Below are 25,701 nucleotides of genomic sequence, written 5' to 3'. Positions count from 1 at the left end.
GCCCCGGGAGGATCCGTGCGGATCCTCCCGGGTCGCCTCCTAATAGCCTAAGGGGTCGGAATCATCCCGAATGTCGGACTGGTTCCGAGGCCGGAAGAACCGGACTCACTCGCCCTTGGACTTGGCGATGATCTCCTCAGCCACGGCCTTGGGGACCTCGGCGTACGAGTCGAACTGCATCGAGTAGCTGGCGCGACCAGAGGTCTTGCTGCGCAGGTCACCGACGTAGCCGAACATCTCGGAGAGGGGCACCAGCGCCGTGACGACGCGGGCACCGTGACGCTCGTCCATGGACCGGATCTGGCCACGGCGAGAGTTGATGTCGCCGATCACGTCGCCCATGTAGTCCTCGGGCGTGGTGACCTCGACGGCCATCATCGGCTCAAGAAGGACCGGCTTGGCCTTCTTCGCGCCTTCCTTGAAGGCCATCGAGCCGGCGATCTTGAACGCGAGCTCCGAGGAGTCGACGTCGTGCGACGCACCGTCGAGCAGCGTGACGCGGACACCCTGCAGCGGGTAGCCGGCGAGCACACCGAACTCCATGGCCTCCTGGCAACCGGCGTCGACCGAAGGGATGTACTCCTTCGGCACGCGGCCACCGGTGACCTTGTTCACGAACTCGTAGCCCTCGGCCTGCTCAAGCGGCTCGATCGCGATCTGGATCTTCGCGAACTGGCCCGAACCACCGGTCTGCTTCTTGTGCGTGTAGTCGATGCGCTCGACGGCCGAACGGATCGTCTCGCGGTAGGCGACCTGCGGCTTGCCGACGTTGGCCTCGACCTTGAACTCACGCTTCATACGGTCGACCAGCACCTCAAGGTGCAGCTCGCCCATACCCGCGATGATGGTCTGGCCGGTCTCCTCGTCCGTGTTGACCTGGAAGGACGGGTCCTCCTCGGCGAGACGCTGGATGGCGACACCCAGCTTCTCCTGGTCACCCTTGGACTTGGGCTCGATGGCGACGCGGATGACCGGGGCCGGGAAGTCCATGGACTCCAGGATGACCGGGTTCTTCTCGTCGGCCAGCGTCTCACCGGTGGTGGTCTGCTTCAGGCCCATGACGGCGACGATGTCGCCGGCGCCCACCGACTCGATCTCCTCACGCTTGTTCGCGTGCATGCGGTAGATCTTGCCGATGCGCTCCTTCTTGCCCTTGACGGCGTTCAGCACCGAGGTGCCGGACTCCAGGCGGCCGGAGTAGATCCGGACGAAGGTGAGCTTGCCCAGGTGCGGGTCGGACATGATCTTGAACGCCAGCGCGGACAGCGGCTCGTCGTCCGACGCCTTGCGGGAGATCTTGGTCTCCGGGTCGTTCGGCTTGGTGCCCTCGATGGACTCGATGTCCAGCGGGGACGGCAGGTACTTGACGACCGCGTCGAGCAGGGGCTGAACGCCCTTGTTCTTGAAGGCGGTACCGCAGAAGATCGGAGTGAAGTCCGAGTTCAGGGTGCCCTTGCGGATCGCGTCCTGCAGCAGCTCGACCGGGATCTCCTCGCCCTCAAGGGCGAGCTCCATGATCTCGTCGCTGATGTTCGAGACGGTGTCGATCAGCGTCTCGCGGTACTCGTCAGCCTGCTCCTGCAGCTCGGCCGGGATGTCGACGACGTCGTACATCTCGCCCTTGGCGGCCTCGGCGGACCAGACCAGCGCCTTCATGCGGACCAGGTCGACGACGCCCTGGAAGTCCGACTCGGCACCGATCGGGAGCTGCATGACCAGCGGGGTGGCGCCGAGGCGGTCCACGATGGTCTGCACGCAGAAGAAGAAGTTCGCGCCCGTGCGGTCCAGCTTGTTGATGAAGCAGATGCGCGGGACGCCGTAGCGGTCAGCCTGCCGCCACACGGTCTCGGACTGGGGCTCGACACCGGCGACACCGTCGAACACCGTCACGGCACCGTCGAGGACGCGCAGCGAACGCTCCACCTCGACGGTGAAGTCGACGTGACCCGGGGTGTCGATGATGTTGATGGTGTTGTCGACGTCGTCGACCGTCCAGTGACAGGTCGTCGCGGCCGACGTGATCGTGATGCCGCGCTCCTGCTCCTGCTCCATCCAGTCCATGGTGGCAGCGCCATCGTGGACCTCACCGATCTTGTACGAGACACCGGTGTAGAACAGGATCCGCTCGGTGGTGGTGGTCTTGCCCGCGTCGATGTGCGCCATGATCCCGATGTTGCGGACCCTGGCGAGGTCAAGGGAGGTTGCAGCCATGGTGGCTCGTTCTCTCTCTGTCTAGTGACGGGGTACGGACTACCAGCGGTAGTGCGCGAAGGCCTTGTTGGACTCGGCCATCTTGTGGGTGTCCTCGCGACGCTTCACGGAAGCGCCCAGGCCGTTGCTGGCGTCGAGGATCTCGTTCATCAGGCGCTCGGTCATGGTCTTCTCGCGACGGGCGCGGGAGTAACCGACCATCCAGCGCAGCGCCAGGGTGCTGGCGCGGCCCGGACGGACCTCGACCGGAACCTGGTAGGTCGCGCCACCGACACGGCGGGACTTGACCTCAAGGGCCGGCTTGACGTTCTCCAGCGCGCGCTTCAGCGTGACGACCGGGTCGGAGCCGGTCTTGTCGCGGACGCCCTCAAGGGCGCCGTAGACGATCCGCTCGGCGGTGGAGCGCTTGCCGTGCAGCAGGATCTTGTTGACCAGCTGGGTGACGACCGGGGAGCCGTAAACCGGGTCGATGATGACCGGGCGCTTCGGGGCGGGGCCCTTACGAGGCATTCTTACTTCTCCTTCTTGGCGCCGTAGCGGCTGCGGGCCTGCTTGCGGTTCTTGACACCCTGGGTGTCGAGGGAACCGCGGATGATCTTGTAGCGGACACCAGGAAGGTCCTTCACACGACCACCGCGCACCAGCACGATGGAGTGCTCCTGCAGGTTGTGGCCCTCGCCCGGGATGTAAGCGGTGACCTCGATCCCGCTGGTGAGGCGCACACGGGCGACCTTACGAAGCGCCGAGTTCGGCTTCTTCGGGGTGGTCGTGTACACACGCGTGCAGACCCCACGGCGCTGCGGGGAGCCCTTCAGCGCGGGAGTCTTGTTCTTCTCGACCTTGTCCTGCCGGCCCTTTCGGACCAGCTGCTGGATCGTAGGCACCGTTTCTCCGTTTTCTGTGTGCCAAGGCTTGGTGGAACTAACCTGCGGTGTCTTCCCTCGCAACCGGCCCCGTGGTCGACCCACGCGGTCGGGTGTGTTGGGCTTTTCCGACACGGAATCCCATGGCTGATGTACAGCGACGGCGCTCTACGCGCGGGGCGCTGGAAAGCGCTCCGGCTCGGCGCGGCGACCGGTGTGCATGCACGCACAAGGACCCGGGGACACCCCAGGCACAAGGTCAGAGCGTACCTAGCGCATGGGGCTCGGTCAAAACAAATGCAACGCCGCAGGTCGTCGCCTTCGGCCGGGCGTCACGCGGGTGTCCCGCACGTGACCGCCCGGTGTCGGGCCGCCTTCACCCGCTCTACCACAGTCGTCGGACGCCCGCCAGCGGAGCGCCGCCGCGCGGCCTAGGCGATGCCCACCAGGATCAGCAGCGCCCAGAACGCACTGCCCATGTAGCCGAGGACCAGGCCGAGGACGGCCGCCCAGTCGCCGTCCATGTTGCGCTCGCGGATCTGGGCCCGGGCGATGTGCCCGGTGATCACCGCACCCACCGCCGGCAGCGCCAGGAAACCGCTCAGGCCGCACACCACCGAGACCACCGCCAGCACGTTGGTCTGGCGGGCCGGCGGCGGCGCGGCGGGCAGGAAGGTGGCCGGGACCGGCGGGCCGGCGGGGGCCGTCATCGGGCCGGCGGGCAGGTCCGCCACCAGCGCGGCCAGCTGCCCGTAGGTCTGTGCCTCGACGGCGGCCTCGTGGCGCTGCTCGTACTCCTGGACGGAGAGCCGGCCCTCGGCGAAAGCGGCCTTCAGCACGTCGACCGTCCGGTCGCGGTCCGCGTGGCCCGCCCGCATCGCGGCCTGCGGGGACGGAGCGGGGACCGGCGCCTGGGCCGGGACCGGCGCGGGCTGCCAGCCGACGACCGGCCGGTGGCCGTGGCCCGGCTCGTGGCCGTGCTTGTAGGCGGGACCGGGTTCGCCCCACGGTTGAACGGACATCCGCCACCTCCCGGTACCGCGGTTCCCCCGCGCACCCTCACTGCTCCTCATAGTGCAGGACGAACAGGCGAACTGAGTAGTTGCCAAATCGGACCGACAAGGTCGGGAAAGGCGTTCCGCACGGCGTGCCTCACCCGTTCGGCGGACACGCTCAGGGGATCCTCAACTCGGGCGACAGCCCGTTCGTGCAGTGACAGGCTGAGCCCGAGAGCAGTTCCGCCGACCACGAGCAGAGAAGGCAGCGATGCAGGAGTCAGCACCACCTCCCTCCGACCTCCCCCGACCGGACGCCCCGTCCGCCGTCAGCATCCGAGGGCTGTGGAAGCACTTCGGCACCCAGGCCGCCGTGGCCGGGCTGAGCCTGGAACTGCCGGCCGGCTCGTTCATCGGCCTGGTCGGCCCGAACGGCGCCGGCAAGACCACGACGCTGTCGATGGTCACCGGGCTGCTGCGGCCCGACCAGGGCACCGTCCTGGTGCACGGCGCCGACGTCTGGGCCGACCCGGTCCTGGTCAAGGCGCGGATCGGCATCCTGCCCGAGGGCCTGCGGATGTTCGAGCGGCTCAGCGGGCGCGAACTGCTGCAGTACACCGGGCGCCTGCGCGGCCTGCCCGGTGCCGAGGTCGACCGTCGGGCCGAGGAGCTGCTGGCCGTCCTGGACCTCGGCCGGGACGCCGACAAGCTGGTCGCCGACTACTCCACCGGCATGCGCAAGAAGATCGGCCTGGCCGCCGCACTGCTGCACAACCCCGACGTGCTGTTCCTGGACGAGCCCTTCGAGGGCGTCGACCCGGTCTCCGCCCAGACCATCCGCGGCGTGCTCAAGCGGTACGCGGCGGCCGGCTCCACGGTCGTCTTCTCCAGTCACGTGATGGAGCTGGTCGAGCAGCTCTGCGACTGGGTCGCGGTGGTCAACGCGGGCCGGGTCATCGCCCACGGACCGCTGGACTCGGTCCGCGGCGGGCGCAGCCTGCACGAGGCCTTCCTCGACCTGATCGGTGTCCGCGAGGACGACGGGCAGGCCCTCGGCTGGCTCGGCGGCGGGCAGTTCGGCAGCGGGCAGTTGAACGGCGGCCAGCTCGACGGCGGCCAGCTCGGGGGCAAGCAGTGACTGCGGCCGTGCCCGGCGCGGTGCCGGACGGGCGGACGGTGGTCCGCGCCCTGGTGGCGCTCAAGCTGCGGCTGCTGCGCAACGGGCTGCGGCGCAGCCCCGGCAGGACCACCGTCTACGTGCTCGGCGGCGTCGTGGGCCTGGCCTTCGCGGCCGGCATCGCCGTCGCCATGGCCGCGCTGAACGGGCGGTTCGCGGGCTCCGGGGACGCCGGGGTGATGCTGCTCGGCGTGCTGACCCTGGGCTGGGCGGCGCTGCCGCTGTTCCTGTTCTCCAGCGACGAGAGCGCCGACCCGACCCGGCTCACCATGCTGCCGCTGCGGCCCGGTCCGCTCCTGCGCGGCTCGCTGCTGGCCGCGCTGATCGGGCCCGGACCGCTGATCAACCTGGTGCTGGTGACCGGCGCGGTGCTGGCCGGCGCCGGCGGCGGGGCCTCCGCCGCGGTCGCCGTGGTCGGCGTGCCGCTCGCACTGCTCGGCCTGGTCACGCTCTCCCGGGCGGTCGCGGCCGGCAACGCCCGGATGCTCTCCAGCCGCCGGGGCAAGGACTTCGCGGTCTTCGGCGGGCTGGCCTTCGCCCTGCTGATCCAGACCGCCAACGTCGGTTCGCAGAGCATCTTCGGCCGCCCCGGCAGCGACATCGACCTGAGCCCGCTGAAGCCGATCGCCTCCGTCCTGCGCTGGATCCCGCCGATCAGCGCGGCGGACGCGCCACGCACCGCCGCCGAGGGCCGGTACGGGCTCGCGCTGCTGCAGCTCGCCGCGGCCGGCGTGCTGGTGGCGCTGCTGCTGCGCTGGTGGCGCAGCAGCCTTCAGGAGCTGATGGTCACCGCCGACTCCTCCACCCTGGAGGTGGCCCGCGGGGTGCAGCACTCGCGCGGCTGGGGCTTCCTGCCCGGGGGCCGGACCGGCGCGGTGATGCAGCGCCACCTGCGGTACGCCTGGCGCGAACCGCGCGCCAAGGCCGCGGTGTTCACCAGCATCGGCATGACGGTGGTGATCTGCGTGCTGTCGATGGTCCAGGGCTGGGCGAGCGTCTACCTGCTGGCGATGACGGGGACGTTCCTCGGGCTGCAGATGCTCAACCTGTTCGGCATGGACGGCTCGGCGTTCTGGATGGTCGCCGCCACCCTGCGCACCCCGGCCGACGCCCGGGACGAGCTGCGCGGCCGGGCGTACGCGGTGCTGTCGTACGCGATCCCGGTGACGCTGGTGCTCGGCCTGGTGCTGGCGGCCGTCACCGGCACGTGGGCGGAGCTGCCGGCCGCGGTCGGCCTCGCGCTCGCGCTGCTCGGCTGCGGGGTGGCGCTCGGCGCGATGTTCAGCGTGCTGGTGCCGTACAGCATGCCCGCCGACAGCAACCCGATGCGCAACGCCGCTCCGGGCCAGAGCGGGCTGGTGATGCTCAACTCCTTCGGCTCGATGATCGGCGTGGCACTGCTCGCCCTGCCGGTGGGCGGCTACCTCGGCTGGGCGCTGATCTCGGACGGGCCGAGCTGGCCGGTCCTGCTGATCGGCCCGCTCTACGGCGCGCTGGTCGCCGTCCTCGGTGTGCGGATGGCGGCCACCCGGCTGCTGGAGCGCGCCCCGGAGATCCTGGCCACGGCCGTCGAGCGCTAGCCGCACCGCACCGCCCGGCGCCCGGTCCCGCCTCGGGGCCGGGCGCCGCCGTCTGCTCCCCCGCTCGTTCCCGCCCCGCTCGTTGCCGCCCCGCCGTCCGCTCCCGGTGGTCGGTGCGCGCTCCGGCATCATGGGCAGGAGGAACCGGGCCGTCGAGGAGAGCAGGGACACACCGTGGGCAAGCGCACGCAGCAGGGCGGGGACGCCGGGCCGCTGCTGGAGCAGGCGGTGCGGTCGGTGCTGACGGCACCCGAGGAGGGGCTGGACCTCGCTCTGGACACCGGGGCGTCCCTGCTGGCCGCCTCGGCCGGGCAGTGGTCGGCGGTCAGCCGGGCGCTGCTGGGGTACGCGGACACCGCCGTCGGCCGCTGCTGGTCCGCCGGCTGGCGCCCGGCCGACCTGGTGCGGGTGGTGCGGCGCGGGCTGAAGCCCGTCCACCTCGCCCTCGCAGTGGACCTGATCGCCGCCGAGGGCCGCCGCCACCCGGCGGCCGCGCTCGACCGGCGCTGGCTGGAGCAGCTGCGCGAGCTGGAGGCCGAGGTCTGGTGGCCCGGCGACGAGCAGTACCTGGGGGCCTTCGCCCAGCGGCACCGGCTGGACCGCTTCGCGCTCGCCACCGCCGTCCTGGAGCTGCTGCGCACCTGGGGCCGGCTGCCCCCGATCGCCCCGGTGGGGCCCGGCCCCGGGCAGGCGGCGCGGCCCCGGCACTCCGGCCCGCAGCACCCCGGGCCCCCGGCCGGCGAGCCTCGGATGCTGGCCCGGATCCGGGCGCTACTGGCCAAGGCCGAGTCCACCGAGTACTCCGAGGAGGCCGAGGCGCTGACCGCCAAGGCCCAGCAGCTGATGGCCCAGCACAGCATCGACGAGGCGCTGCTGGCGGCCGCCGGTGCGGACCGGAACGCCCCGGCGGCGCTGCGGATCGGGGTGGACAACCCGTACGAGGGCCCCAAGACGATGCTGCTGGACGCGGTCGCGGCGGCGAACCGGTGCCGGGTGGTCTGGGCGAAGGAGTTCGGCTTCTGCACCGTGGTCGGCTTCGACGGCGACCTGGACGGCGTCGAACTGCTCTACACCTCGCTGCTGGTGCAGGCCACCCATGCGCTCAACAAGGCGGGTTCCGGCCGGGACTCGCGCAGCAAGGCGTTCCGGCAGTCCTTCCTGGTCGCCTACGCGGCGCGGATCCGCGAGCGGCTGACCGCGGCCACCGAGCGGACCACCAGCGCCGCCGCGGCCGGCCGGCACCTGCGCGAGGACGGCACCGAGGAGCAGCTGCTGCCGGACGCGCGGCTGCTGCCCGCGCTCGCCGCCCGCTCGGAGGCGGTGGACGAGGAGGTCGGCCGGCTGTTCCCGAAGCTGGTCTCGCAGCGGGTCCGGGTCAGCGACGGCGAGGGCTGGGCGGCCGGGCGCGCCGCCGCCGACCGGGCCGCGCTGCACGGGCGCGCCGGGCAGATCCGCCGGTAGCTCCGCACGCGGACCTGATAGAACTACTCCGCCACGAACGAAGGGGGATCCGACGTGACGGAGCCGGCTGCCGAGTCGGGCTACCGGGACCGGGTGCGCGGAGCGCTGCTCGGCGGAGCCGTCGGCGATGCGCTGGGCTGGCCGGTGGAGTTCCAGCAGCTCCATCAGATCCAGGGCCACTACGGGCCGGAGGGCGTGACCTCCCTGCCGGGCGGTCCCGGGCCGGTCGAGGTCACCGACGACACCCAGATGACGCTGTTCACCGCCGAGGGCCTGATCCGCGGCTTCGTGCGCGGCTGGACGGGCGGCGGCGGCTCGGTGCCGGAGGCCGTCCACGGTGCCTACCGGCGCTGGCTGATGACGCAGTACCAGCCCGCGCCGGACACCGCGCCGCAGCCCCGCCCGTACGACGGCTGGCTGCTGCGGCAGCCCTTCCTGTACGCGCGGCGGGCGCCGGGCAACGCCTGCCTGAGCGGGGTGTCCGAGCACCCGGTGTTCGAGGCGCCGTCCGTGATCGGGCGGCCGGGGCCGATCAACCCGGGTTCCAAGGGCTGCGGCACGGTGATGCGCTCGGCGCCGTTCGGGCTGGCGCGGCTGGGTGTCGAGCAGTCCTTCGGGCTGGCGGTGCAGTGTGCCCAGCTCACCCACGGTCACCCGACCGGGTACCTCGCGGCGGGCGCCTTCGCGGCGCTGGTCGAGCGGCTCGCGAACGGGACGGAGCCGTGGGCGGCGGTCGGCGAGACCGTGGAGCAGATCCGCGACCTGCCGGCGTCCAAGGAGACCGTCCAGGCGCTGGCCAGGGCGGTGCGGGTCGCCCAGGAGTCCGAGCCGTCGGCGGAGGCGGTGGAGCGGGTCGGGCTCGGCTGGATCGCCGAGGAGTGCCTGGCCATCGCGGTGTACTCGCTGCTGGCGGCCACCCTCGACCCCGACCCGGTGCGCACCGCGCTGCTGCTGTCGGTGAACCACTCCGGGGACAGCGACTCGACCGGCGCGGTCTGCGGCAACCTGGTCGGGGCCGCGTACGGCGCCTCGGCGCTGCCCGCCGAGTGGGCCGGGGCGGTCGAGGGGCGGGCCGAGCTGCGGCAGGTCGCGGACGACCTGCTGGTGCTGTTCGGCACCCGCGACCCGCTCCACCCGGGGCTCGGCGGGCGCTACCCGGCCTGGTGAGCGCGCCGGCCCCGGCGCGACGGGCGCCCGGCCGGGGCCAGGTGAGCGCGCCTACCCGGCCTGCGGGTCGGTGACCTGGCCGAGGAACAGCGGCTGCCCGCCGGCGGTGTCCCGGATCAGGAACAGGAACGGCCGGTCGATGTGCAGCTGGGCGGCCTGGCGCGGGGCGGGCGCGGCCGCGGCACCCACGCCGACCCCGCTGCCGGCTGCCGCGACCGTCCCCTCCTCGTCGACCTGCACGGTGGCCTTCTGCACCACCGAGCTGACGACGAGCGGCTCCTTGGCGATGCCTCCGAGGTCGGCGTCGTCGAAGGCCGTGTGGACACCGAGCGAGCGCAGCGCGGAGGTGAGCTCGTTGGACGTGTCGAAGTGGAAGCGCGGCAGCTGCAGGTCGACGGGCTGTGCGCTGAGGGCGCCGAGGATCCGGTCCAGCTGGGGCTGGTCCAGGCCCTTGGTGAAGGCGTCGAAGCCGCCCTGCGCGGGAACGATCAGGTCCATCACCAGTCCGCCGTCCGCATAGGGCAGTTCGACGGCCTGCCAGGGTTCGCCGACGATCCCGCCGGAGCCGTCGGCGTACTTGAAGTCGCCGGTCTGGCCCATCGTGGAGACGTTCGGCGCGGTGCCGTCGAGCTTGTGGAACGGACGGTCCTCGGTGTGCGCGGGCTTGAACGCGGAGGCCCACTTCGCCTTGAGGTAGAGCGCGTCGGTGAGCACCAGCCGGGTGTCCGGGTTGATCGCCTTCGGGGCGAAGAGGTCCTTGATCCGCCCCTCGGTGGCTTTCTCCACGGCCGCGTTGACCGCCGTTCGGCTGCCCTCCGGGTCCTTCTTGAAGTCGGTGGTGTGCACTCCGGCGTCGAAGGCCGCAGCGAGCGTCGCCAGGTAGTCGGGCTCCACCGTGAAGCCCTGCTGCGTCCAGACCTCGTCGCTCCGGCGCAGGGTGAGTCCGTCGGTGGTCGGCACGGGTCGGTTCAGCGCGCCGACGGCGAGGGCGTACTGCTTCGGGTCGAGTTCGGTGTGCAGGGCCTTCGCCAGCTCCTGGGCGGTCGCGCCGCGGGCACCGGGCAGCAGCATGGCGAGCACGGTGGAGAGCCCGGACGGGGAGAGCACGAGGTTGCGGCCGGCGCCGTCCGGTGTCGCGGTGAGGGTGTGCAGGAGGTCCAGCCCGAAGGCGTCGGTGGCCTTCGCGGTGGCCGCCACCCGGGCCGGGTCCACCGCGGGCGGACTGGCGGGTGCGGAGGCCCTCACCTCCGCGCCGGTGGCGGCCCCGGTGCTGCCGCACCCGGCCAGCAGCGGCGCGGCGAGCGCGGCGGCGAGGAGCAGCGCCGCCGGGCGGCGGGACGTACGACGGGTTCCGGTGCTGCGGTTCGTCATGGCCCTTCGACGCACCACCCCGCCGAGCGGTTCCGCCCGCCCGGGAGCGCGCCGGCCGGCCGCGGGAACGGGCCTCGACCGCTCAGTCCCAGAGCGCCCCGAGCTCCAGGAGCTCGTCCCGGTGCTCGATCCGGTCCACCCATTCCGCCGGCCAGACCGCTTCGCCGTGGTGGGCGCCCGCGAAGGCGCCGGTCAGGCAGGCGAGGGAGTCGGAGTCGCCGCTGGAGTAGGCGGCCCGGCGGACGGCGGCGACCGGGTCGTCGGGCAGCAGCAGGAAGCAGAGCAGGCCGGTGCCGAAGGCCTCCTCGGCGATCCAGCCCTCGCCGGTGGCCAGGCAGGGATCGGCCTCGACGTCGGGCGCGGCGAGGGCGGCCTCCAGGTCGTCGAGCACCTTGAGGCAGTCGTCCCAGCCGCGGGCCATGACGGCCTGCGGGGAGCTGCCGTACCAGCGGTCGGCGAGGTCACCGAGCCAGAACTCGTCGTAGCGCTCGCGGCCGGCCAGCGCGTACGCCCTCAGCACCGCGGGCAGCGCGGCCGGAGGGACGCCCTCGGCCAGCTTGCGGACGGCGTACGCGGTGAGGTCACTGGCGGCGAGCGCAGTGGGGTGGCCGTGCGTGAGCGCGGACTGCAGCTGGGCGGCGCCGGAGAGCTGCCGGGCGTCCAGTGCGCGGACCAGCCCGATCGGGGCGACCCGCATGTTGGCGCCGCAGCCCTTGGAGCCCACGTCGCTCGCCTGCTGCCAGCGGTACTCGGGGCGGCTGAGCCGCTCGCAGGCGCGCAGGCAGGTCATGCCCGGGGCGCGGTTGTTCTCCGGGGAGCGCCACCAGTCGACGAACTCCTCGCGGACCGGCCGCTCCAGGTGCAGCGGGGTGAGCGGTCCGCGGGCCAGGGCGGTGCGCAGGCCGCGTCCGAGGGCGAGCGTCATCTGGGTGTCGTCGGTGACCAACGCGCTGGCGGGCAGCGGGAGTCGACGCCAGTCCGGGTGGTCGACGGCGATCCGCTCGACGTCCTGGAACTCGGTCACCCGGCCCATCGCGTCACCGATCGCCAAGCCCAGCAGTGCCCCCGTCGCCTTGCCCACGGCCGTTCCCCCTCGTCGTCAGACCTCGACCTGCAGTTCCTTGAGCCCGCGGATCACGTAGCCCGGGTTCCACTCGGGCTCGCGGACCAGCCGCAGGCCCGGGGCCCGGCGCAGCAGTGTGCCGTAGGACTCGGTGAGCTCCAGTCTGGCAAGCGGGGCGCCGAGGCAGAAATGGATTCCGGCGCCGAAGGTGATGTGCGGGTTGTCGGTGCGGGCGAGGTCGAGCCGGTCGGGGTCGGCGAAGCGCTCGGGGTCGCGGTTGGCGGAGCCGAACAGCAGGGCGATCTCGGAGCCGCGCGGGACGGTGACGCCGTGGACCTCGATGTCCTCCAGCACCCAGCGCTCGAACATCTGCAGCGGGGTGTCCCAGCGCATCAGTTCCTCGATCGCGGTGGGCAGCAGCCCGTCCACCGAGGCGCGAAGCCGGGCGAGCTCCTCCGGGTGGCGGAACAGCGCCCACCAGCCGTTGCCGGTGGTGTTGACGGTCGCCTCGTGGCCGGCGTTGAGCAGCAGCACGCAGGTGGAGACCATCTCCTGCTCGCTGAGCGCGTCGGAGCCCTCCTGGGCCTGGATGAGCGCGCTGATCAGGTCCTCGCCGGGTTCCGCCCGGCGTTCGCGGATCAGGGCGCGCAGGTAGTCGGAGAACTCGGTGCTCGCGGCGACGGCCCGGCGGGCGGCCTCCTCGCTCGGGTTGAGTTCGAACATCCCGGTGATGTCGGAGGACCACGGCCGCAGCAGGTGCCGGTCGCCCTCCGGCACGCCGAGCATCTCGGCGATCACGGCGACCGGCAGGGGTTCGGCGACGGTGGCGATCAGGTCGCCGCCGCCGGCCGCGAGCAGGTCGTCGACCAGTTCGCCGGCCAGGCGCCGGACGGTCGGGCGCAGGCCCTCGACCATGCGCGGGGTGAAGGCCTTGGAGACCAGCCGGCGGATCCGGGTGTGGTCGGGCGCCTCCAGGTCGAGCAGCCCGTGGTCGTTCAGGGTGTGGAAGGGCTCGTGCGCCGGGTCGGGCTCGGGGCGGCCGAACTCCGCGTGGCTGAAGCGGTGGGTGTAGGTGCGGCCGAGCCGCCGGTCGCGCAGCAGCGCGCTGACGTCCTCGTGGCGGGAGACGAGCCACTGGTTCGTCGGCTCGAAGTACGTCACCGGCGCGTGCTCGCGCAGCTCGGCGTACGCGTCGTACGGGTGGGCCACGAACGCCGCCGACCAGGGGTCGAAGTTCGCCGTCGTCGTCATCGGTCGATCACTCCAGGCCGAGAGGGGGAGCCGGAAGGATCATCGTACGCACGCGGTGCGTCCGTACGGAGCCCCCTCCGGCCCCCTCCCCTCAGGCCCGTTCGGTCACCAGCCGCCGCACCAGCGCCGGCAGTGCCCGGGAGATCGGCTCCCGGATCACCTCGTCCGCCGCCTCGTCGAACGGGGTCGGCTCGCCGTTCACCACGATCAGCCGGGCGCCGTTCTCCATCGCGATCTGCGGCAGCGCGGCCACCGGGTAGACCTGGAGGCTGGTGCCCACCGCGACGAAGACGTCGCAGGCCCGGGCGATCGCGTCGGCCTGCTGGAGCACCACCGGGTCCAGGTTCTCGCCGAACATCACCGTGCGCGGCTTGAGGACACCGCCGCACTCCCGGCAGGCCGGGTCCGGCTCCCCCGCCGCGACCCTCGCCAGCGCGTCCTCCATCGTCCCGGTCACCCGGCAGCCCACGCACTGCACCTCCCGTGCGGTGCCGTGCAGTTCGAGCACCTTGCGGGCGGGCAGCCCGGAGAGCTGGTGCAGCCCGTCCACGTTCTGGGTGAGCACCCGCACCGGCAGCCCGGAACGCTCCAGGTCGACCAGCGCCCGGTGCCCGTCGTTCGGCTCGGCGGCCAGCGCCCCGGCGTCGCGGCGCATCAGCCAGGCCCGCTCCCGCACCAGGCCGTCGGCCAGGTACGGCTGGAGGGTGACCAGTTCCTGCGCCGACGGGTCCCGCTGCCAGAGCCCCTGCGGGCCGCGGTAGTCGGGGATGCCGGAGTCGGTCGAGATGCCCGCACCGGTGAGCACGGCGATCAGGGGACGCTTCGCGTTCATGCCCCGGACGGTACGGCGTCCGGCCCGCCCGCGGCCACCGAAAATCCGGGCGCACCGCGCCAACTCCCCCCGCGCACGGGGCCGGTCACCCCGCGCGGGCCGGCCCTCCGGACGAGCCGAACCGGCCGGCGTCAGGCCTGCCCTGGCGTCAGGCCAGCGCCGGCCGCGGCGCCGCCGCCGGACGGGCCAGCGGGGCCAGCGCCACCAGATAGCAGGCGGCGGCCAGCGGGATCATGGCCAGATCGGCCGCCGAGGCGACGGTGCCGACCAGCATCAGCACCGGGCTCCACCAGCGCAGCGTCCGGGCCGCGCCCACCGACGCGGCGACCAGCAGCGCCAGCAGGCCGACGTAGAAGAACAGCGGGCCCACCTGGTACACGGCCGGGAGCACCCCCGGGACGTCCTGCACCCGGTCGAACAGCCGCGACTGCTCGGCCTTGTCCGCCGCCACGAGGCCGACCACCAGGTCGATGCCGATCTGCGCCAGCGAGCAGAGCAGCCCCGCGAAGGCCGTCCCCAGCGCCGCCCCGGCGGCGATCCGCCCGGCCGTGCCGCGCGGGGCGAGCTGCCGGCGCAGTGCGAGGAAGAGCGGGGCGAACAGCAGCAGCCCGGCGAACATCGCGGTGTGGCCGACCGTCCAGCCGAGGCCCGGCTCGCGGGACCCCGGCACCAGGCGGATGCCGCCGTAGAGGGCCATCAGGGCGGGCGCGCCGACGACGGCGTACGCGGTGCGGCGGCTGTGCTGGGTGGTGTTCATCTGCGGTCTCCTGCGGTGTCCGTGATCCGTTCCGACACCGCACAGCCTGTCCGCCGGACCCCTCGTCCCGGATCGCCCGCACCGGCGAACTCCCCGCCTCCCCCGCACGGGGGAGCCGGTCCGCCCCCGGGCGTCAGGACTCCCCCGCCACCACCGCCCCCGCCTCGTAGGCGAACACCACCGCGTGCACCCGGTCCCGCAGGCCGAGCTTGCTCAGCACGTTGCTGACGTGCGTCTTCACCGTGTGCTCGCTGACCACCAGCTCGGCCGCGATCTCCGCGTTGGACAGCCCGCGCGCGATCAGCCGCAGCGTCTCCTGCTCGCGCAGGGTCAGCTGCTCCAGCAGCTTGGACGGCGGCCGCACCGCCCGCTCCGGCGCGCCCGGCCGGCGGGCGGCGAACTCGCCGATGAGCCGCCTGGTCACCGAGGGCGCGAGCAGCGCCTCGCCCGAGGCGACCATCCGCACCCCGTGCGCCAGGTCGTCCCGTCGGACGTCCTTGAGCAGGAAGCCGCTGGCGCCCGCGTACAGCGCGTCGAAGACGTAGTCGTCGATGTCGAAGGTGGTCAGCATGATCACCTTGGTGGAGGGGAACTCCGCGCACACCCGGCGGGCCGCCTCCAGCCCGTCCATCACCGGCATCCGGACGTCCAGCAGCAGCACGTCCGGGCCGTGCGCGCGCACCGCCTCGACCGCCTCGGCGCCGTCGGCCGCCTCCGCCACCACCTCGATGTCCGGCTGTGCGTCCAGGATCATCCCGAACCCGGCCCGCACCAGCTCCTGGTCGTCCGCGACGACCACCCGAATCGGCGTCATCCGCCCACCCTCTCCACCCTCGTGCCCGCGGCCAGCGGCAGCCGGGCGCTCACCAGGAAACCCCTGCCCTCCGGCCCCGGCCCGGCCTCGGCCAGCCCGCCGCAGGCCGCCGCCCGCTCCCGGATGCCGACCAGCCCGCGCCCGCCCGACCAGCCGATCACCGCGCGGTCGGCCGTCGGCGCCACCCCGCGGCCGTTGTCGGAGACCACGACCTCCAGCACCTCCGCGGAGAGCCGCACCCGGATCGCCACCCGGTCGGCCCCGGCGTGCTTGACCGTGTTGGTCAGCGCCTCCTGCACGATCCGGTACGCCGCCGCCTCCACGTCGGCGGGCAACGCGCCCTTCCCCTCCGGGAGTTCGAGCTCCACCCGCAGCCCCGCCCCGCGCACCCGCTCGGCCACGTCGGCGAGTTCGGCCAGTCTGGGCTGCGGCGCCAGCTGGCGGCCGGCCTCGGGATCCTTCAACACCCCGAGCACGCGCCGCAGTTGGACCATCGCATCACGGCCCGCGTCGGCGATGGTGTCGAACGCGCGGATCGCCCGGTCCGGGTCGCTGCGCACCACCACCGGCCCGGCCTCGGCCTGGATCACCATCAGCGAGACGGCGTGCGCCAGGATGTCGTGCATCTCGCGGGCGATCCGCGCCCGCTCCTCCGCCACCGCCCGGGCCGCGTCGCTCGCCGCCCGCTCACCGGCCTCCCGGGCCCGCTCCGCCTGCAGCCGGGCCAGCTTCCGCTGGGCGCGCACCAGCGAGCCGAACACGAAGGTGCCGACGGAGGTGAGCAGGCTGAACAGCGCGCCGTTCGGCGAGTGGGTGCCGACGACGTTGCCGACCACCACCACCGCCAGGACGCTCCACCGCGCCCGCTCCGAGGACCGCTCCGCCACCGTGTAGAGGGCGATCACCCCGGACAGCGGCACCTGGGGGTTCGCCGAGTGCGCCGCGATCGAGATCACCAGGGACGGCAGCGTCGCCAGCAGCAGCACCGTCAGCGGCCTCCGGCGCCGCCAGGGCAGCGGCAGCGCGGTCGCCACCGCGAGCAGGTAGATCCACCACGACCAGGCCGTTTCGTCCTGGGACACCGCCCACACCGCGACCCCCGCCGCGACCACCGCCAGCAGCGAGTCCTGCACGTACGGACTCAGCCCGGCCGGCCGGCTCGGCCGACCCGTCGCACGCTCCACCCCGGTACCTCCCCCGTAGCCGGGGACGCCGCCCCCGCGGAGAAGATCATGCCCTACCGGCAGGACCTCCGGAACGGCCCGGTCAGGCACCGCTGACCGTCACGCCGCCGGTCTCCGCCCGGGCGGTGATGCTGCGCGCCGCGCCCGGCTGCGAGGGGAGGCCCACGTCCACCCCGCCGACCGACGCGTGCGCGTCCACCGCGTACGCCTCCCCGGTCGGGACCTTCACCCGCACCCCGCCGTTCGAGGTCGTCGCCTCGACCTTGGTCGGCGCGGCCGCGAAGTCGGCCCGCACCCCGCCGTTCACCGCGGTCAGCTTCACCTGCGCCGAGCTGAGCCCGCTCGCGTCGACCCCGCCGTTCTTGACGTCGGCCTCCGCGTCGCCGGCCAGCCCGGTCAGCCTGATGCCGCCGTTGGTCTCCTTGACCCGCACCTTGGTCCCGGCCGGCACCCGCACGGTGTACCCGATGCCGCAGTGGTCGCAGTCGTACGTCAGCCGGAGTACGCCGTCCTTCACCTCGTGCGTGCTCTTCGGCGCGGCCCCCTGGTAGTTCTGCTTCTCGACCACGCTCACGGTGTCGCCGTCGCCGGTCACCTGAACGCCGCCGTTCTCCCCCTCGACCACCAGCTCCTTGACCGGCTCGGCCACCCCGTAGCTGACCGTCCGGTGCTCCTGGTCGTCCCCGATCGGCAGACAGCCCATCATCCCGGCCAGGACCCCCGCCGTGATCGCCAGCGCACCCAGTACCCGCTTCATCCCCTGCCCCCTTCGAAAGCACCGTCGTCCCGACACCGAGAAGCCTCCCGCAATCGCCCCCTCCCCCACCTCCCTCCGCGGAGCGGTTCCGGCCCCTCCCCCGCACGGGTGAGCCGGTCCGGGCGGCAGGCGACCCGCCCGGCCCCGGGAACGCCGCAGGGCGGCCACCCCGTGAGGGGTGACCGCCCTGCGATCATCGGCCGTCTGAGGCCGAAGAGGTGACTCAGCCGGTGTACGGGCCGTAGTCGTAGTCGTCCAGCGGAACCGCCTGGCCGGAGCCGGCGCCGAAGGGCGACAGGTCGTAGTCGTCGTAGCCGACGGCCGAGTACATCGCGGCCTTGGCCTCCTCGGTCGGCTCGACCCGGATGTTGCGGTAGCGGGGCAGACCCGTACCGGCCGGGATGAGCTTACCGAGGATGACGTTCTCCTTGAGGCCCAGCAGCGGGTCCGACTTGGCGTGGATCGCCGCGTCGGTGAGGACCCGGGTCGTCTCCTGGAAGGAGGCGGCCGACAGCCAGGACTCGGTGGCCAGCGAGGCCTTGGTGATACCCATCAGCTGCGGACGGCCGGAGGCGGGGTGACCGCCCTCGGCGACCACACGACGGTTCTCGGTCTCGAAGCGGCCGCGCTCGACGAGCTCGCCCGGGAGCAGCTCGGCGTCGCCCGACTCGATGATCGTCACGCGGCGGAGCATCTGCCGGATGATGATCTCGATGTGCTTGTCGTGGATCGACACACCCTGCGAGTTGTAGACCTTCTGGACCTCGGCGACCAGGTGGACCTGGACGGCACGCTGGCCCATGATGCGCAGGACGTCGTGCGGGTTGGTGGCACCCATGGTCAGCTTCTGGCCGACCTCGACCGCCTCGCCCTCGCTGACCAGCAGCTTGACACGCTTCGAGACCGGGTAGGCGATCTCGTCGGTGCCGTCGTCCGGCGTGATGACGATCTTGCGGGTCTTCTCGGTGTCCTCGATCCGCGCCCGGCCGGTGGCCTCCGAGATCGGGGCCACACCCTTGGGGGTACGGGCCTCGAAGAGCTCGACGACACGCGGCAGACCCTGGGTGATGTCGTCACCGGCCACACCACCGGTGTGGAAGGTACGCATCGTCAGCTGGGTACCGGGCTCACCGATGGACTGGGCGGCGATGATGCCGACCGCCTCACCGATGTCGACCAGCTTGCCGGTGGCCAGCGAGCGGCCGTAGCAGAAGGCACAGGTGCCGACGGCCGACTCACAGGTCAGGATCGAGCGGGTCTTGACCTCGCTGATGCCGTGGCGGATCAGCTCGTCGATCAGCACGTCACCGAGGTCGGTGTTCGCGGTGGCCAGCAGCTTGCCGTCCACCGTGATGTCCTCGGCGAGCATGCGGGCGTAGACGCTGGTCTCGACGTCGTCCGTCTTGCGCAGGACGCCGTCCGCACCCACGATGCCGATCGCCAGCTTCAGGCCGCGCTCGGTACCGCAGTCCTCCTCGCGGATGATGACGTCCTGGGAGACGTCGACCAGACGACGGGTGAGGTAACCGGAGTCGGCGGTACGGAGGGCGGTGTCGGCCAGACCCTTACGGGCACCGTGGGTGGAGATGAAGTACTCCAGCACGGTGAGACCCTCACGGAACGACGCCTTGATGGGTCGCGGGATGGTCTCGTTCTTGGCGTTCGACACCAGACCACGCATACCGGCGATCTGGCGCATCTGCATCATGTTTCCACGAGCACCCGAGTCGACCATCATGAAGATGGGGTTCGTCTTCGGGAAGTTCGCGGCCATGGCGTCCGCGACCTCGTTGGTCGCCTGGGTCCAGATGCCGACGAGCTCCTGCTTGCGCTCGTCGTTGGTGATCAGACCGCGCTCGTACTGCTTCTGGACCTTCTCCGCCTTGGCCTCGAAGCCCTCAAGGATCTGGGGCTTGCTCGGCGGGACGATGACGTCCGAGATCGAGACGGTGACACCCGAGCGGGTCGACCAGTGGAAGCCGGCCGACTTCAGGTTGTCCAGGGTCGCCGCGACGACGACCTTGGGGTAGCGCTCGGCCAGGTCGTTGACGATCGCGGAGAGCTGCTTCTTGCCCACCTCGTAGTCGACGAACGGGTAGTCCTCGGGCAGCAGCTCGTTGAAGAGCGCGCGGCCCAGGGTGGTGGTGAGGCGGAAGGGCTCGCCCTCGTACCAGGTCTGCTGGCCGTCCTCGTCCACCGGAGCGGCCCAGCCGCGCGGCGGGACGGTGCCGGCCGGCAGGCGCAGCTCGATCGGGGCCTGCACGTCCAGGTCGCGGGCGTCGAAGGCCATGATCGCCTCGGCGGTCGACGAGAAGGTGCGCCCGGCGCCCTTCACGTTCTCGCGGTCCGAGGTGAGGAAGAACAGACCGAGCACCATGTCCTGGGTCGGCATGGTGACGGGGCGACCGTCGGCCGGCTTCAGGATGTTGTTCGAGGACAGCATCAGGATGCGGGCCTCGGCCTGCGCCTCCGCGGAGAGCGGCAGGTGGACGGCCATCTGGTCACCGTCGAAGTCCGCGTTGAACGCGGTGCAGACGAGCGGGTGGATCTGGATGGCCTTGCCCTCGACCAGCTGCGGCTCGAAGGCCTGGATGCCGAGGCGGTGCAGGGTGGGCGCACGGTTCAGCAGGACCGGGTGCTCGGCGATGACCTCTTCGAGCACGTCCCACACGACCGGGCGGGCACGCTCGACCATGCGCTTGGCCGACTTGATGTTCTGCGCGTGGTTCAGGTCGACCAGGCGCTTCATCACGAACGGCTTGAAGAGCTCCAGCGCCATGGCCTTCGGCAGACCGCACTGGTGCAGCTTGAGCTGCGGGCCGACGACGATGACCGAACGGGCCGAGTAGTCGACTCGCTTGCCGAGCAGGTTCTGACGGAAACGACCCTGCTTGCCCTTCAGCATGTCGCTGAGGGACTTCAGCGGGCGGTTGCCCGGGCCGGTGACCGGACGGCCGCGGCGGCCGTTGTCGAACAGCGCGTCGACGGCCTCCTGGAGCATGCGCTTCTCGTTGTTCACGATGATCTCGGGGGCACCGAGGTCGAGCAGGCGCTTCAGGCGGTTGTTGCGGTTGATGACGCGGCGGTACAGGTCGTTCAGGTCGGAGGTCGCGAAGCGGCCACCGTCCAGCTGCACCATCGGACGCAGGTCCGGCGGGATGACCGGGACGCAGTCCAGCACCATGCCGTTGGGCTTGTTGGTGGTCTGCAGGAACGCGGAGACGACCTTGAGGCGCTTCAGCGCACGGGTCTTCTTCTGGCCCTTGCCGGTGCGGATGATCTCGCGCAGGCGCTCGGACTCCTCCGCCAGGTCGAAGTTCTCCAGGCGGTCCTTGAGCGCCGCGGCGCCCATCGAGCCGGAGAAGTACGTGCCGAAGCGGTCGCGCAGCTCGCGGTAGAGCAGTTCGTCGCCCTCAAGGTCCTGGACCTTGAGGTTCTTGAAGCGGGCCCACACCTCGTCGAGGCGGTCGAGCTCGCGCTGCGCGCGGTCGCGCAGCTGCTTCATCTCGCGCTCGGCACCCTCGCGCACCTTGCGGCGCACGTCGGCCTTGGCGCCCTCGGCCTCCAGCTCGGCCAGGTCGGTCTCGGCCTTCTTGGCACGGCCTTCGAGGTCGGAGTCGCGGCGGTTCTCGATCTGCTGACGCTCGACCGAGACGTGCGCCTCCAGGGACGGCAGGTCGCGCTGGCGGCGCTCGTCGTCGACCCAGGTGATCATGTAGGCGGCGAAGTAGATGACCTTTTCGAGGTCCTTCGGCGCCAGGTCCAGCAGGTAGCCCAGGCGGGACGGGACACCCTTGAAGTACCAGATGTGGGTGACCGGGGCGGCCAGCTCGATGTGGCCCATCCGCTCACGGCGCACCTTGGCGCGGGTCACCTCGACGCCGCAGCGCTCACAGATGATGCCCTTGAAGCGGACGCGCTTGTACTTGCCGCAGTAGCACTCCCAGTCCCGGGTGGGGCCGAAGATCTTCTCGCAGAAGAGCCCGTCCTTTTCCGGCTTCAGGGTGCGGTAGTTGATGGTCTCCGGCTTCTTGACCTCGCCGTGCGACCACTGGCGGATGTCGTCGGCGGTGGCCAGGCCGATGCGGAGCTCGTCGAAGAAGTTGACGTCAAGCACTGGTCGTCAAGCCCTCTTTCGTAAGTCGAGAGTCGTTCATGTGGTCTGAGGGGGGCCTGGGGGCGGGCCGGCCGCGGTCGTGCGGCCGGCCCCACCTCCGTCAGACCTCTTCGACGCTGCTCGGCTCGCGCCGGGACAGGTCGATGCCGAGCTCCTCGGCGGCGCGGAACACGTCCTCGTCGGAGTCCCGCATCTCGATGGACTGGCCGTCCGAGGACAGCACCTCCACGTTGAGGCAGAGCGACTGCATTTCCTTGATGAGGACCTTGAAGGACTCGGGAATGCCGGGCTCGGGGATGTTCTCGCCCTTGACGATGGCCTCGTAGACCTTCACGCGGCCGAGCACGTCGTCGGACTTGATGGTGAGCAGCTCCTGCAGCGCGTAGGCCGCGCCGTACGCTTCGAGGGCCCACACCTCCATCTCACCGAAGCGCTGACCACCGAACTGCGCCTTACCACCGAGCGGCTGCTGGGTGATCATCGAGTACGGGCCGGTCGAACGGGCGTGCAGCTTGTCGTCGACCAGGTGGTGCAGCTTGAGGATGTACATGTAGCCGACCGAGACCGGCATCGGGAACGGCTCGCCGGAGCGGCCGTCGAACAGCCGGGCCTTGCCGGTGGAGTTCACCAGGCGCTCACCGTCACGGGTGAGGGTGGTGTTGTCCAGCAGGCCGGTGATCTCGTCCTCGCGGGCGCCGTCGAAGACCGGGGTGGCGAGGTTGGTGCCACCGTCGACCTGGTCGGCGCCGATCGCCTGCAGACGCTGGGCCCACTCGTCGGCGAGGCCGGAGACGTCCCAGCCCTGCTTGGCGAGCCACCCGAGGTGGATCTCCAGGACCTGTCCCGGGTTCATTCGGGACGGGACACCCAGCGGGTTGAGGATGATGTCGACCGGGGTGCCGTCCTCCAGGAACGGCATGTCCTCGACCGGCAGGATCTTGGAGATGACGCCCTTGTTGCCGTGACGGCCGGCGAGCTTGTCACCGTTGGTGATCTTGCGCTTCTGGGCCACGTAGACGCGGACCAGCTGGTTGACGCCCGGGGGCAGCTCGTCGCCCTCTTCGCGGTCGAAGACGCGGACGCCGATGACCTTGCCGGACTCACCGTGCGGCACCTTCAGCGAGGTGTCGCGGACCTCACGGGCCTTCTCACCGAAGATCGCGCGGAGCAGGCGCTCCTCGGGGGTCAGCTCGGTCTCACCCTTCGGGGTGACCTTGCCGACCAGGATGTCGCCGGTGACGACGTCGGCGCCGATGCGGATGATGCCGCGCTCGTCGAGGTCGGCGAGGACCTCCTCGGAGACGTTCGGGATGTCCCGGGTGATCTCCTCGGGGCCGAGCTTGGTGTCACGGGCGTCGACCTCGTGCTCCTCGATGTGGATCGAGGAGAGGACGTCGTCCTGCACGAGGCGCTGCGACAGGATGATCGCGTCCTCGTAGTTGTGACCCTCCCACGACATGAACGCCACGAGCAGGTTCTTGCCGAGGGCCATCTCGCCCTCGTCGGTGCAGGGGCCGTCGGCCAGCACCTGGTTGACCTCGACCCGGGCGCCCTCGTCCACGAGCACCTTCTGGTTGAAGGCGGTGCCCTGGTTGGAGCGGGTGAACTTGGCGGCGCGGTACGTGGTGTACGTGCCGTCGTCGTTGGCCACGGTGACGTAGTCGGCCGAGACCTCCTGGACGACACCGGCCTTCTCGGCGGTGATGACGTCGGCGGCGTCGACGGCGCAGCGGTACTCCATGCCGGTGCCGACCAGCGGGGCCTCGCTCTTCAGCAGCGGCACCGCCTGACGCATCATGTTGGAGCCCATGAGCGCGCGGTTGGCGTCGTCGTGCTCAAGGAACGGGATCATGGCGGTCGCGACCGACACCATCTGGCGCGGCGAGACGTCCATGTAGTCGATCTCGGAGCCCGGGATGTAGTCGATCTCGCCGCCGCGGCGGCGGACGAGGACACGCGGCTCGGCGAAGGTCAGCTCCGCCGTCAGCGGGGCGTTCGCCTGCGCGATGACGTAGCGGTCCTCCTCGTCGGCGGTCAGGTAGTCCACCTGCTCGGTGACCACACCGTCGACGACCTTGCGGTACGGGGTCTCGATGAAGCCGAAGGCGTTGACCCGGCCGTACGAGGCCAGCGACCCGATCAGACCGATGTTCGGGCCTTCGGGGGTCTCGATCGGACACATGCGGCCGTAGTGCGAGGGGTGCACGTCACGGACCTCGAAGCCGGCGCGCTCACGGGAGAGACCGCCGGGGCCGAGGGCGGACAGACGACGCTTGTGGGTCAGGCCCGACAGCGGGTTCGTCTGGTCCATGAACTGCGACAGCTGGCTGGTGCCGAAGAACTCCTTGATGGAGGCGACGACCGGCCGGATGTTGATCAGGGTCTGCGGCGTGATCGCCTCGACGTCCTGGGTGGTCATGCGCTCGCGCACGACGCGCTCCATACGGGCGAGACCCGTACGGACCTGGTTCTGGATGAGCTCGCCGACGTTGCGCAGGCGACGGTTGCCGAAGTGGTCGATGTCGTCGACCTCGACCACGATGTCGCGGCCCTCGCCGTCACGCCACTCGGTCTCGCCCGCGTGCAGCTTCACCAGGTACTTGATCGCACCGATGATGTCGGGCTCGGTGAGCACGCCGGAGTCCAGCGACTCGGCGTTGCCCAGCTTGCGGTTGACCTTGTAACGACCGACCTTGGCCAGGTCGTAGCGCTTCGGGTTGAAGTACAGGTTCTCCAGAAGCGTCTGCGCGGCCTCGCGCGTCGGCGGCTCGCCCGGACGCAGCTTGCGGTAGATGTCCAGCAGCGCGTCGTCCTGGCCCTGGGTGTGGTCCTTCTCCAGGGTGGCGCGCATCGACTCGTACTCGCCGAACTCTTCGAGAATCATCTCGTTGGTCCAGCCGAGCGCCTTGAGCAGCACGGTGACGGACTGCTTGCGCTTGCGGTCGATGCGGACGCCGACCATGTCGCGCTTGTCGATCTCCATCTCCAGCCAGGCACCACGCGAGGGGATGACCTTGCAGGAGTAGATGTCCTTGTCGGACACCTTGTCCAGGGTGGAGTCGAAGTACACACCCGGGGAGCGGACCAGCTGCGAGACGACGACACGCTCGGTGCCGTTGATCACGAACGTGCCCTTGTGGGTCATGAGCGGGAAGTCGCCCATGAAGACCGTCTGAGACTTGATCTCACCGGTCTCGTTGTTGGTGAACTCGGCCGTGACGAAGAGCGGGGCCGCGAACGTGAAGTCGCGGTCCTTGCACTCGTCAATGGAGTTCTTCGGCGGCTCGAAACGGTGGTCGCGGAAGGTCAGGGACATCGACCCGCTGAAGTCCTCGATCGGGGAGATCTCCTCGAAGATCTCCTCCAGACCGGACTTGGTGGGGACGTCCTGACCACTCTCCAGGGCCGCCTCGACCCGGGACTTCCAGGCCGCGTTGCCGAGCAGCCAGTCAAAGCTCTCGGTCTGCAGGGCCAGGAGGTTCGGGACCTCAAGGGGCTCCTTGATCTTCGCGAAGGAGACGCGGAGCGGGGCGGTGGATGCGGCGGAATTGTTCGAGGCGTTGCGCGGCGCGGCCAAGAGGGGGGTCCTTCCGAGGGCTCGGAGCTCACTACGCGCGTACCAGCCGGGCCTGCTTGGGCTTGGTCCCGCCTCCATCGCCACCGGCCTCTGCCGGAGTCGAAACCCCAGGTCAGAGCCGCTTTGCGGAGGCGATGCCAGACCCCTTCAGGGCAACGCAAACTCCGGGCGACGAGTCACGGAGCAGCTAACAGGCAGCGCAAAGGGACAGTGTAGCCAAAGGCCACACTGCTGTCCAGCTCTGATTCGGAGACCGAATCGGAGACTCCTCCCGGTAGCCGGTGAGCGCGGACGCCCACCGGGTACTGCTCTAACTCACGTGGAGTCATTTCCCGCCGGGCCACTGGTTATGCATCCAGCAGCGGACCAACCGGGCGGACTCGCGCCTTGAGAATCGCGCGCCGCGCCTGGTTCGTCAAGGGCCCGCCGACGGTGCGGACCTCGCCCCGTCCATCGGTCGGATCCCCTCCGGCGTTACAGAAGCCGTGGTGGGGACCGCCCCGACGACGTTGATCACCATACCC

The 25,701-nt window shown here is 71.2% G+C and carries 18 protein-coding genes; 4 read left to right on the top strand and 14 right to left on the bottom strand.

Annotated elements, in window-relative coordinates:
* Positions 1 to 105: 105 nt before the first annotated feature.
* The 4 genes from fusA to ACZ7KX_RS08085 all read right to left on the bottom strand — a co-directional run bounded on the left by fusA (position 106) and on the right by ACZ7KX_RS08085 (position 4,096).
* A complete protein-coding gene (gene fusA / locus ACZ7KX_RS08100) occupies positions 106 to 2,211 on the bottom strand; it encodes an elongation factor G (RefSeq protein ID WP_350519894.1) in 2,106 nt (701 codons plus the stop codon).
* Between the two features lie 39 nt (positions 2,212 to 2,250).
* The gene (rpsG, locus tag ACZ7KX_RS08095; RefSeq protein ID WP_030232420.1) at positions 2,251 to 2,721 is read right to left on the bottom strand and encodes a 30S ribosomal protein S7; all 471 of its coding nucleotides are present in this window, start codon (positions 2,719 to 2,721) and stop codon (positions 2,251 to 2,253) included.
* Positions 2,722 to 2,723: 2 nt separating this feature from the next.
* Complete coding sequence (gene rpsL / locus ACZ7KX_RS08090) at positions 2,724 to 3,095, bottom strand: 30S ribosomal protein S12 (RefSeq protein ID WP_014144289.1); 372 nt, start codon at positions 3,093 to 3,095, stop codon at positions 2,724 to 2,726.
* Positions 3,096 to 3,505: 410 nt separating this feature from the next.
* The gene (locus tag ACZ7KX_RS08085; RefSeq protein ID WP_396549164.1) at positions 3,506 to 4,096 is read right to left on the bottom strand and encodes a DUF1707 and DUF4190 domain-containing protein; all 591 of its coding nucleotides are present in this window, start codon (positions 4,094 to 4,096) and stop codon (positions 3,506 to 3,508) included.
* 244 nt (positions 4,097 to 4,340) lie between these two features.
* On the opposite strand from ACZ7KX_RS08085, the gene ACZ7KX_RS08080 reads away from it, so the two are divergent.
* The 4 genes from ACZ7KX_RS08080 (at position 4,341) to ACZ7KX_RS08065 (ending at position 9,454) form a co-directional block, all read left to right on the top strand.
* Complete coding sequence (locus ACZ7KX_RS08080) at positions 4,341 to 5,207, top strand: ABC transporter ATP-binding protein (protein WP_470325810.1); 867 nt, start codon at positions 4,341 to 4,343, stop codon at positions 5,205 to 5,207.
* On the top strand, positions 5,204 to 6,826 hold the full coding sequence (locus ACZ7KX_RS08075; RefSeq protein WP_470325809.1) for a transporter: 1,623 nt from the start codon (positions 5,204 to 5,206) through the stop codon (positions 6,824 to 6,826). Before ACZ7KX_RS08080 ends, ACZ7KX_RS08075 begins: the two co-directional genes overlap by 4 nt.
* A 174-nt stretch (positions 6,827 to 7,000) precedes the next feature.
* On the top strand, positions 7,001 to 8,287 hold the full coding sequence (locus ACZ7KX_RS08070; RefSeq protein WP_396549159.1) for a DUF2786 domain-containing protein: 1,287 nt from the start codon (positions 7,001 to 7,003) through the stop codon (positions 8,285 to 8,287).
* Positions 8,288 to 8,341: 54 nt separating this feature from the next.
* The gene (locus ACZ7KX_RS08065) at positions 8,342 to 9,454 is read left to right on the top strand and encodes an ADP-ribosylglycohydrolase family protein (protein WP_470325808.1); all 1,113 of its coding nucleotides are present in this window, start codon (positions 8,342 to 8,344) and stop codon (positions 9,452 to 9,454) included.
* 51 nt (positions 9,455 to 9,505) lie between these two features.
* Here the strand turns inward: ACZ7KX_RS08065 and ACZ7KX_RS08060 are convergent, their stop codons facing one another.
* From ACZ7KX_RS08060 to rpoB, 10 genes are all read right to left on the bottom strand, one after another.
* The gene (locus tag ACZ7KX_RS08060; protein WP_470325807.1) at positions 9,506 to 10,825 is read right to left on the bottom strand and encodes a serpin family protein; all 1,320 of its coding nucleotides are present in this window, start codon (positions 10,823 to 10,825) and stop codon (positions 9,506 to 9,508) included.
* Between the two features lie 82 nt (positions 10,826 to 10,907).
* The gene (locus ACZ7KX_RS08055) at positions 10,908 to 11,906 is read right to left on the bottom strand and encodes an ADP-ribosylglycohydrolase family protein (protein ID WP_470325806.1); all 999 of its coding nucleotides are present in this window, start codon (positions 11,904 to 11,906) and stop codon (positions 10,908 to 10,910) included.
* An 18-nt stretch (positions 11,907 to 11,924) separates the two neighbouring features.
* Positions 11,925 to 13,139 (bottom strand): cytochrome P450, encoded by a 1,215-nt coding sequence (locus ACZ7KX_RS08050; RefSeq protein ID WP_470325805.1) that lies wholly within the window; start codon positions 13,137 to 13,139, stop codon positions 11,925 to 11,927.
* A gap of 91 nt (positions 13,140 to 13,230) precedes the next feature.
* Entirely contained in the window at positions 13,231 to 13,971 is a 741-nt protein-coding gene (locus ACZ7KX_RS08045; RefSeq protein WP_470325804.1) for an SIR2 family NAD-dependent protein deacylase, read from the bottom strand.
* Positions 13,972 to 14,119: 148 nt separating this feature from the next.
* A complete protein-coding gene (locus ACZ7KX_RS08040; RefSeq protein ID WP_470325803.1) occupies positions 14,120 to 14,728 on the bottom strand; it encodes a hypothetical protein in 609 nt (202 codons plus the stop codon).
* A gap of 133 nt (positions 14,729 to 14,861) precedes the next feature.
* Positions 14,862 to 15,542: a response regulator gene (locus tag ACZ7KX_RS08035; protein ID WP_470325802.1), complete on the bottom strand. Its 681-nt coding sequence runs from the start codon at positions 15,540 to 15,542 to the stop codon at positions 14,862 to 14,864.
* Complete coding sequence (locus ACZ7KX_RS08030) at positions 15,539 to 16,726, bottom strand: sensor histidine kinase (RefSeq protein WP_470325801.1); 1,188 nt, start codon at positions 16,724 to 16,726, stop codon at positions 15,539 to 15,541. The genes ACZ7KX_RS08035 and ACZ7KX_RS08030 overlap by 4 nt, the downstream gene beginning before the upstream one ends.
* 82 nt (positions 16,727 to 16,808) lie before the next feature.
* Positions 16,809 to 17,483, bottom strand: coding sequence for a DUF4097 family beta strand repeat-containing protein (locus ACZ7KX_RS08025; RefSeq protein WP_470325800.1), 675 nt, complete (start codon positions 17,481 to 17,483; stop codon positions 16,809 to 16,811).
* Between the two features lie 223 nt (positions 17,484 to 17,706).
* On the bottom strand, positions 17,707 to 21,600 hold the full coding sequence (locus tag ACZ7KX_RS08020; RefSeq protein ID WP_350519880.1) for a DNA-directed RNA polymerase subunit beta': 3,894 nt from the start codon (positions 21,598 to 21,600) through the stop codon (positions 17,707 to 17,709).
* Positions 21,601 to 21,700: 100 nt separating this feature from the next.
* Positions 21,701 to 25,177 (bottom strand): DNA-directed RNA polymerase subunit beta, encoded by a 3,477-nt coding sequence (gene rpoB / locus ACZ7KX_RS08015; protein WP_360254595.1) that lies wholly within the window; start codon positions 25,175 to 25,177, stop codon positions 21,701 to 21,703.
* Positions 25,178 to 25,701: the final 524 nt, after the last annotated feature.

It is taken from the genome of Kitasatospora sp. NPDC038210 (genome assembly GCF_055600605.1).
Note: the sequence above shows the minus strand (reverse complement) of the source record. Positions and strands in the feature narration are given on the sequence as shown.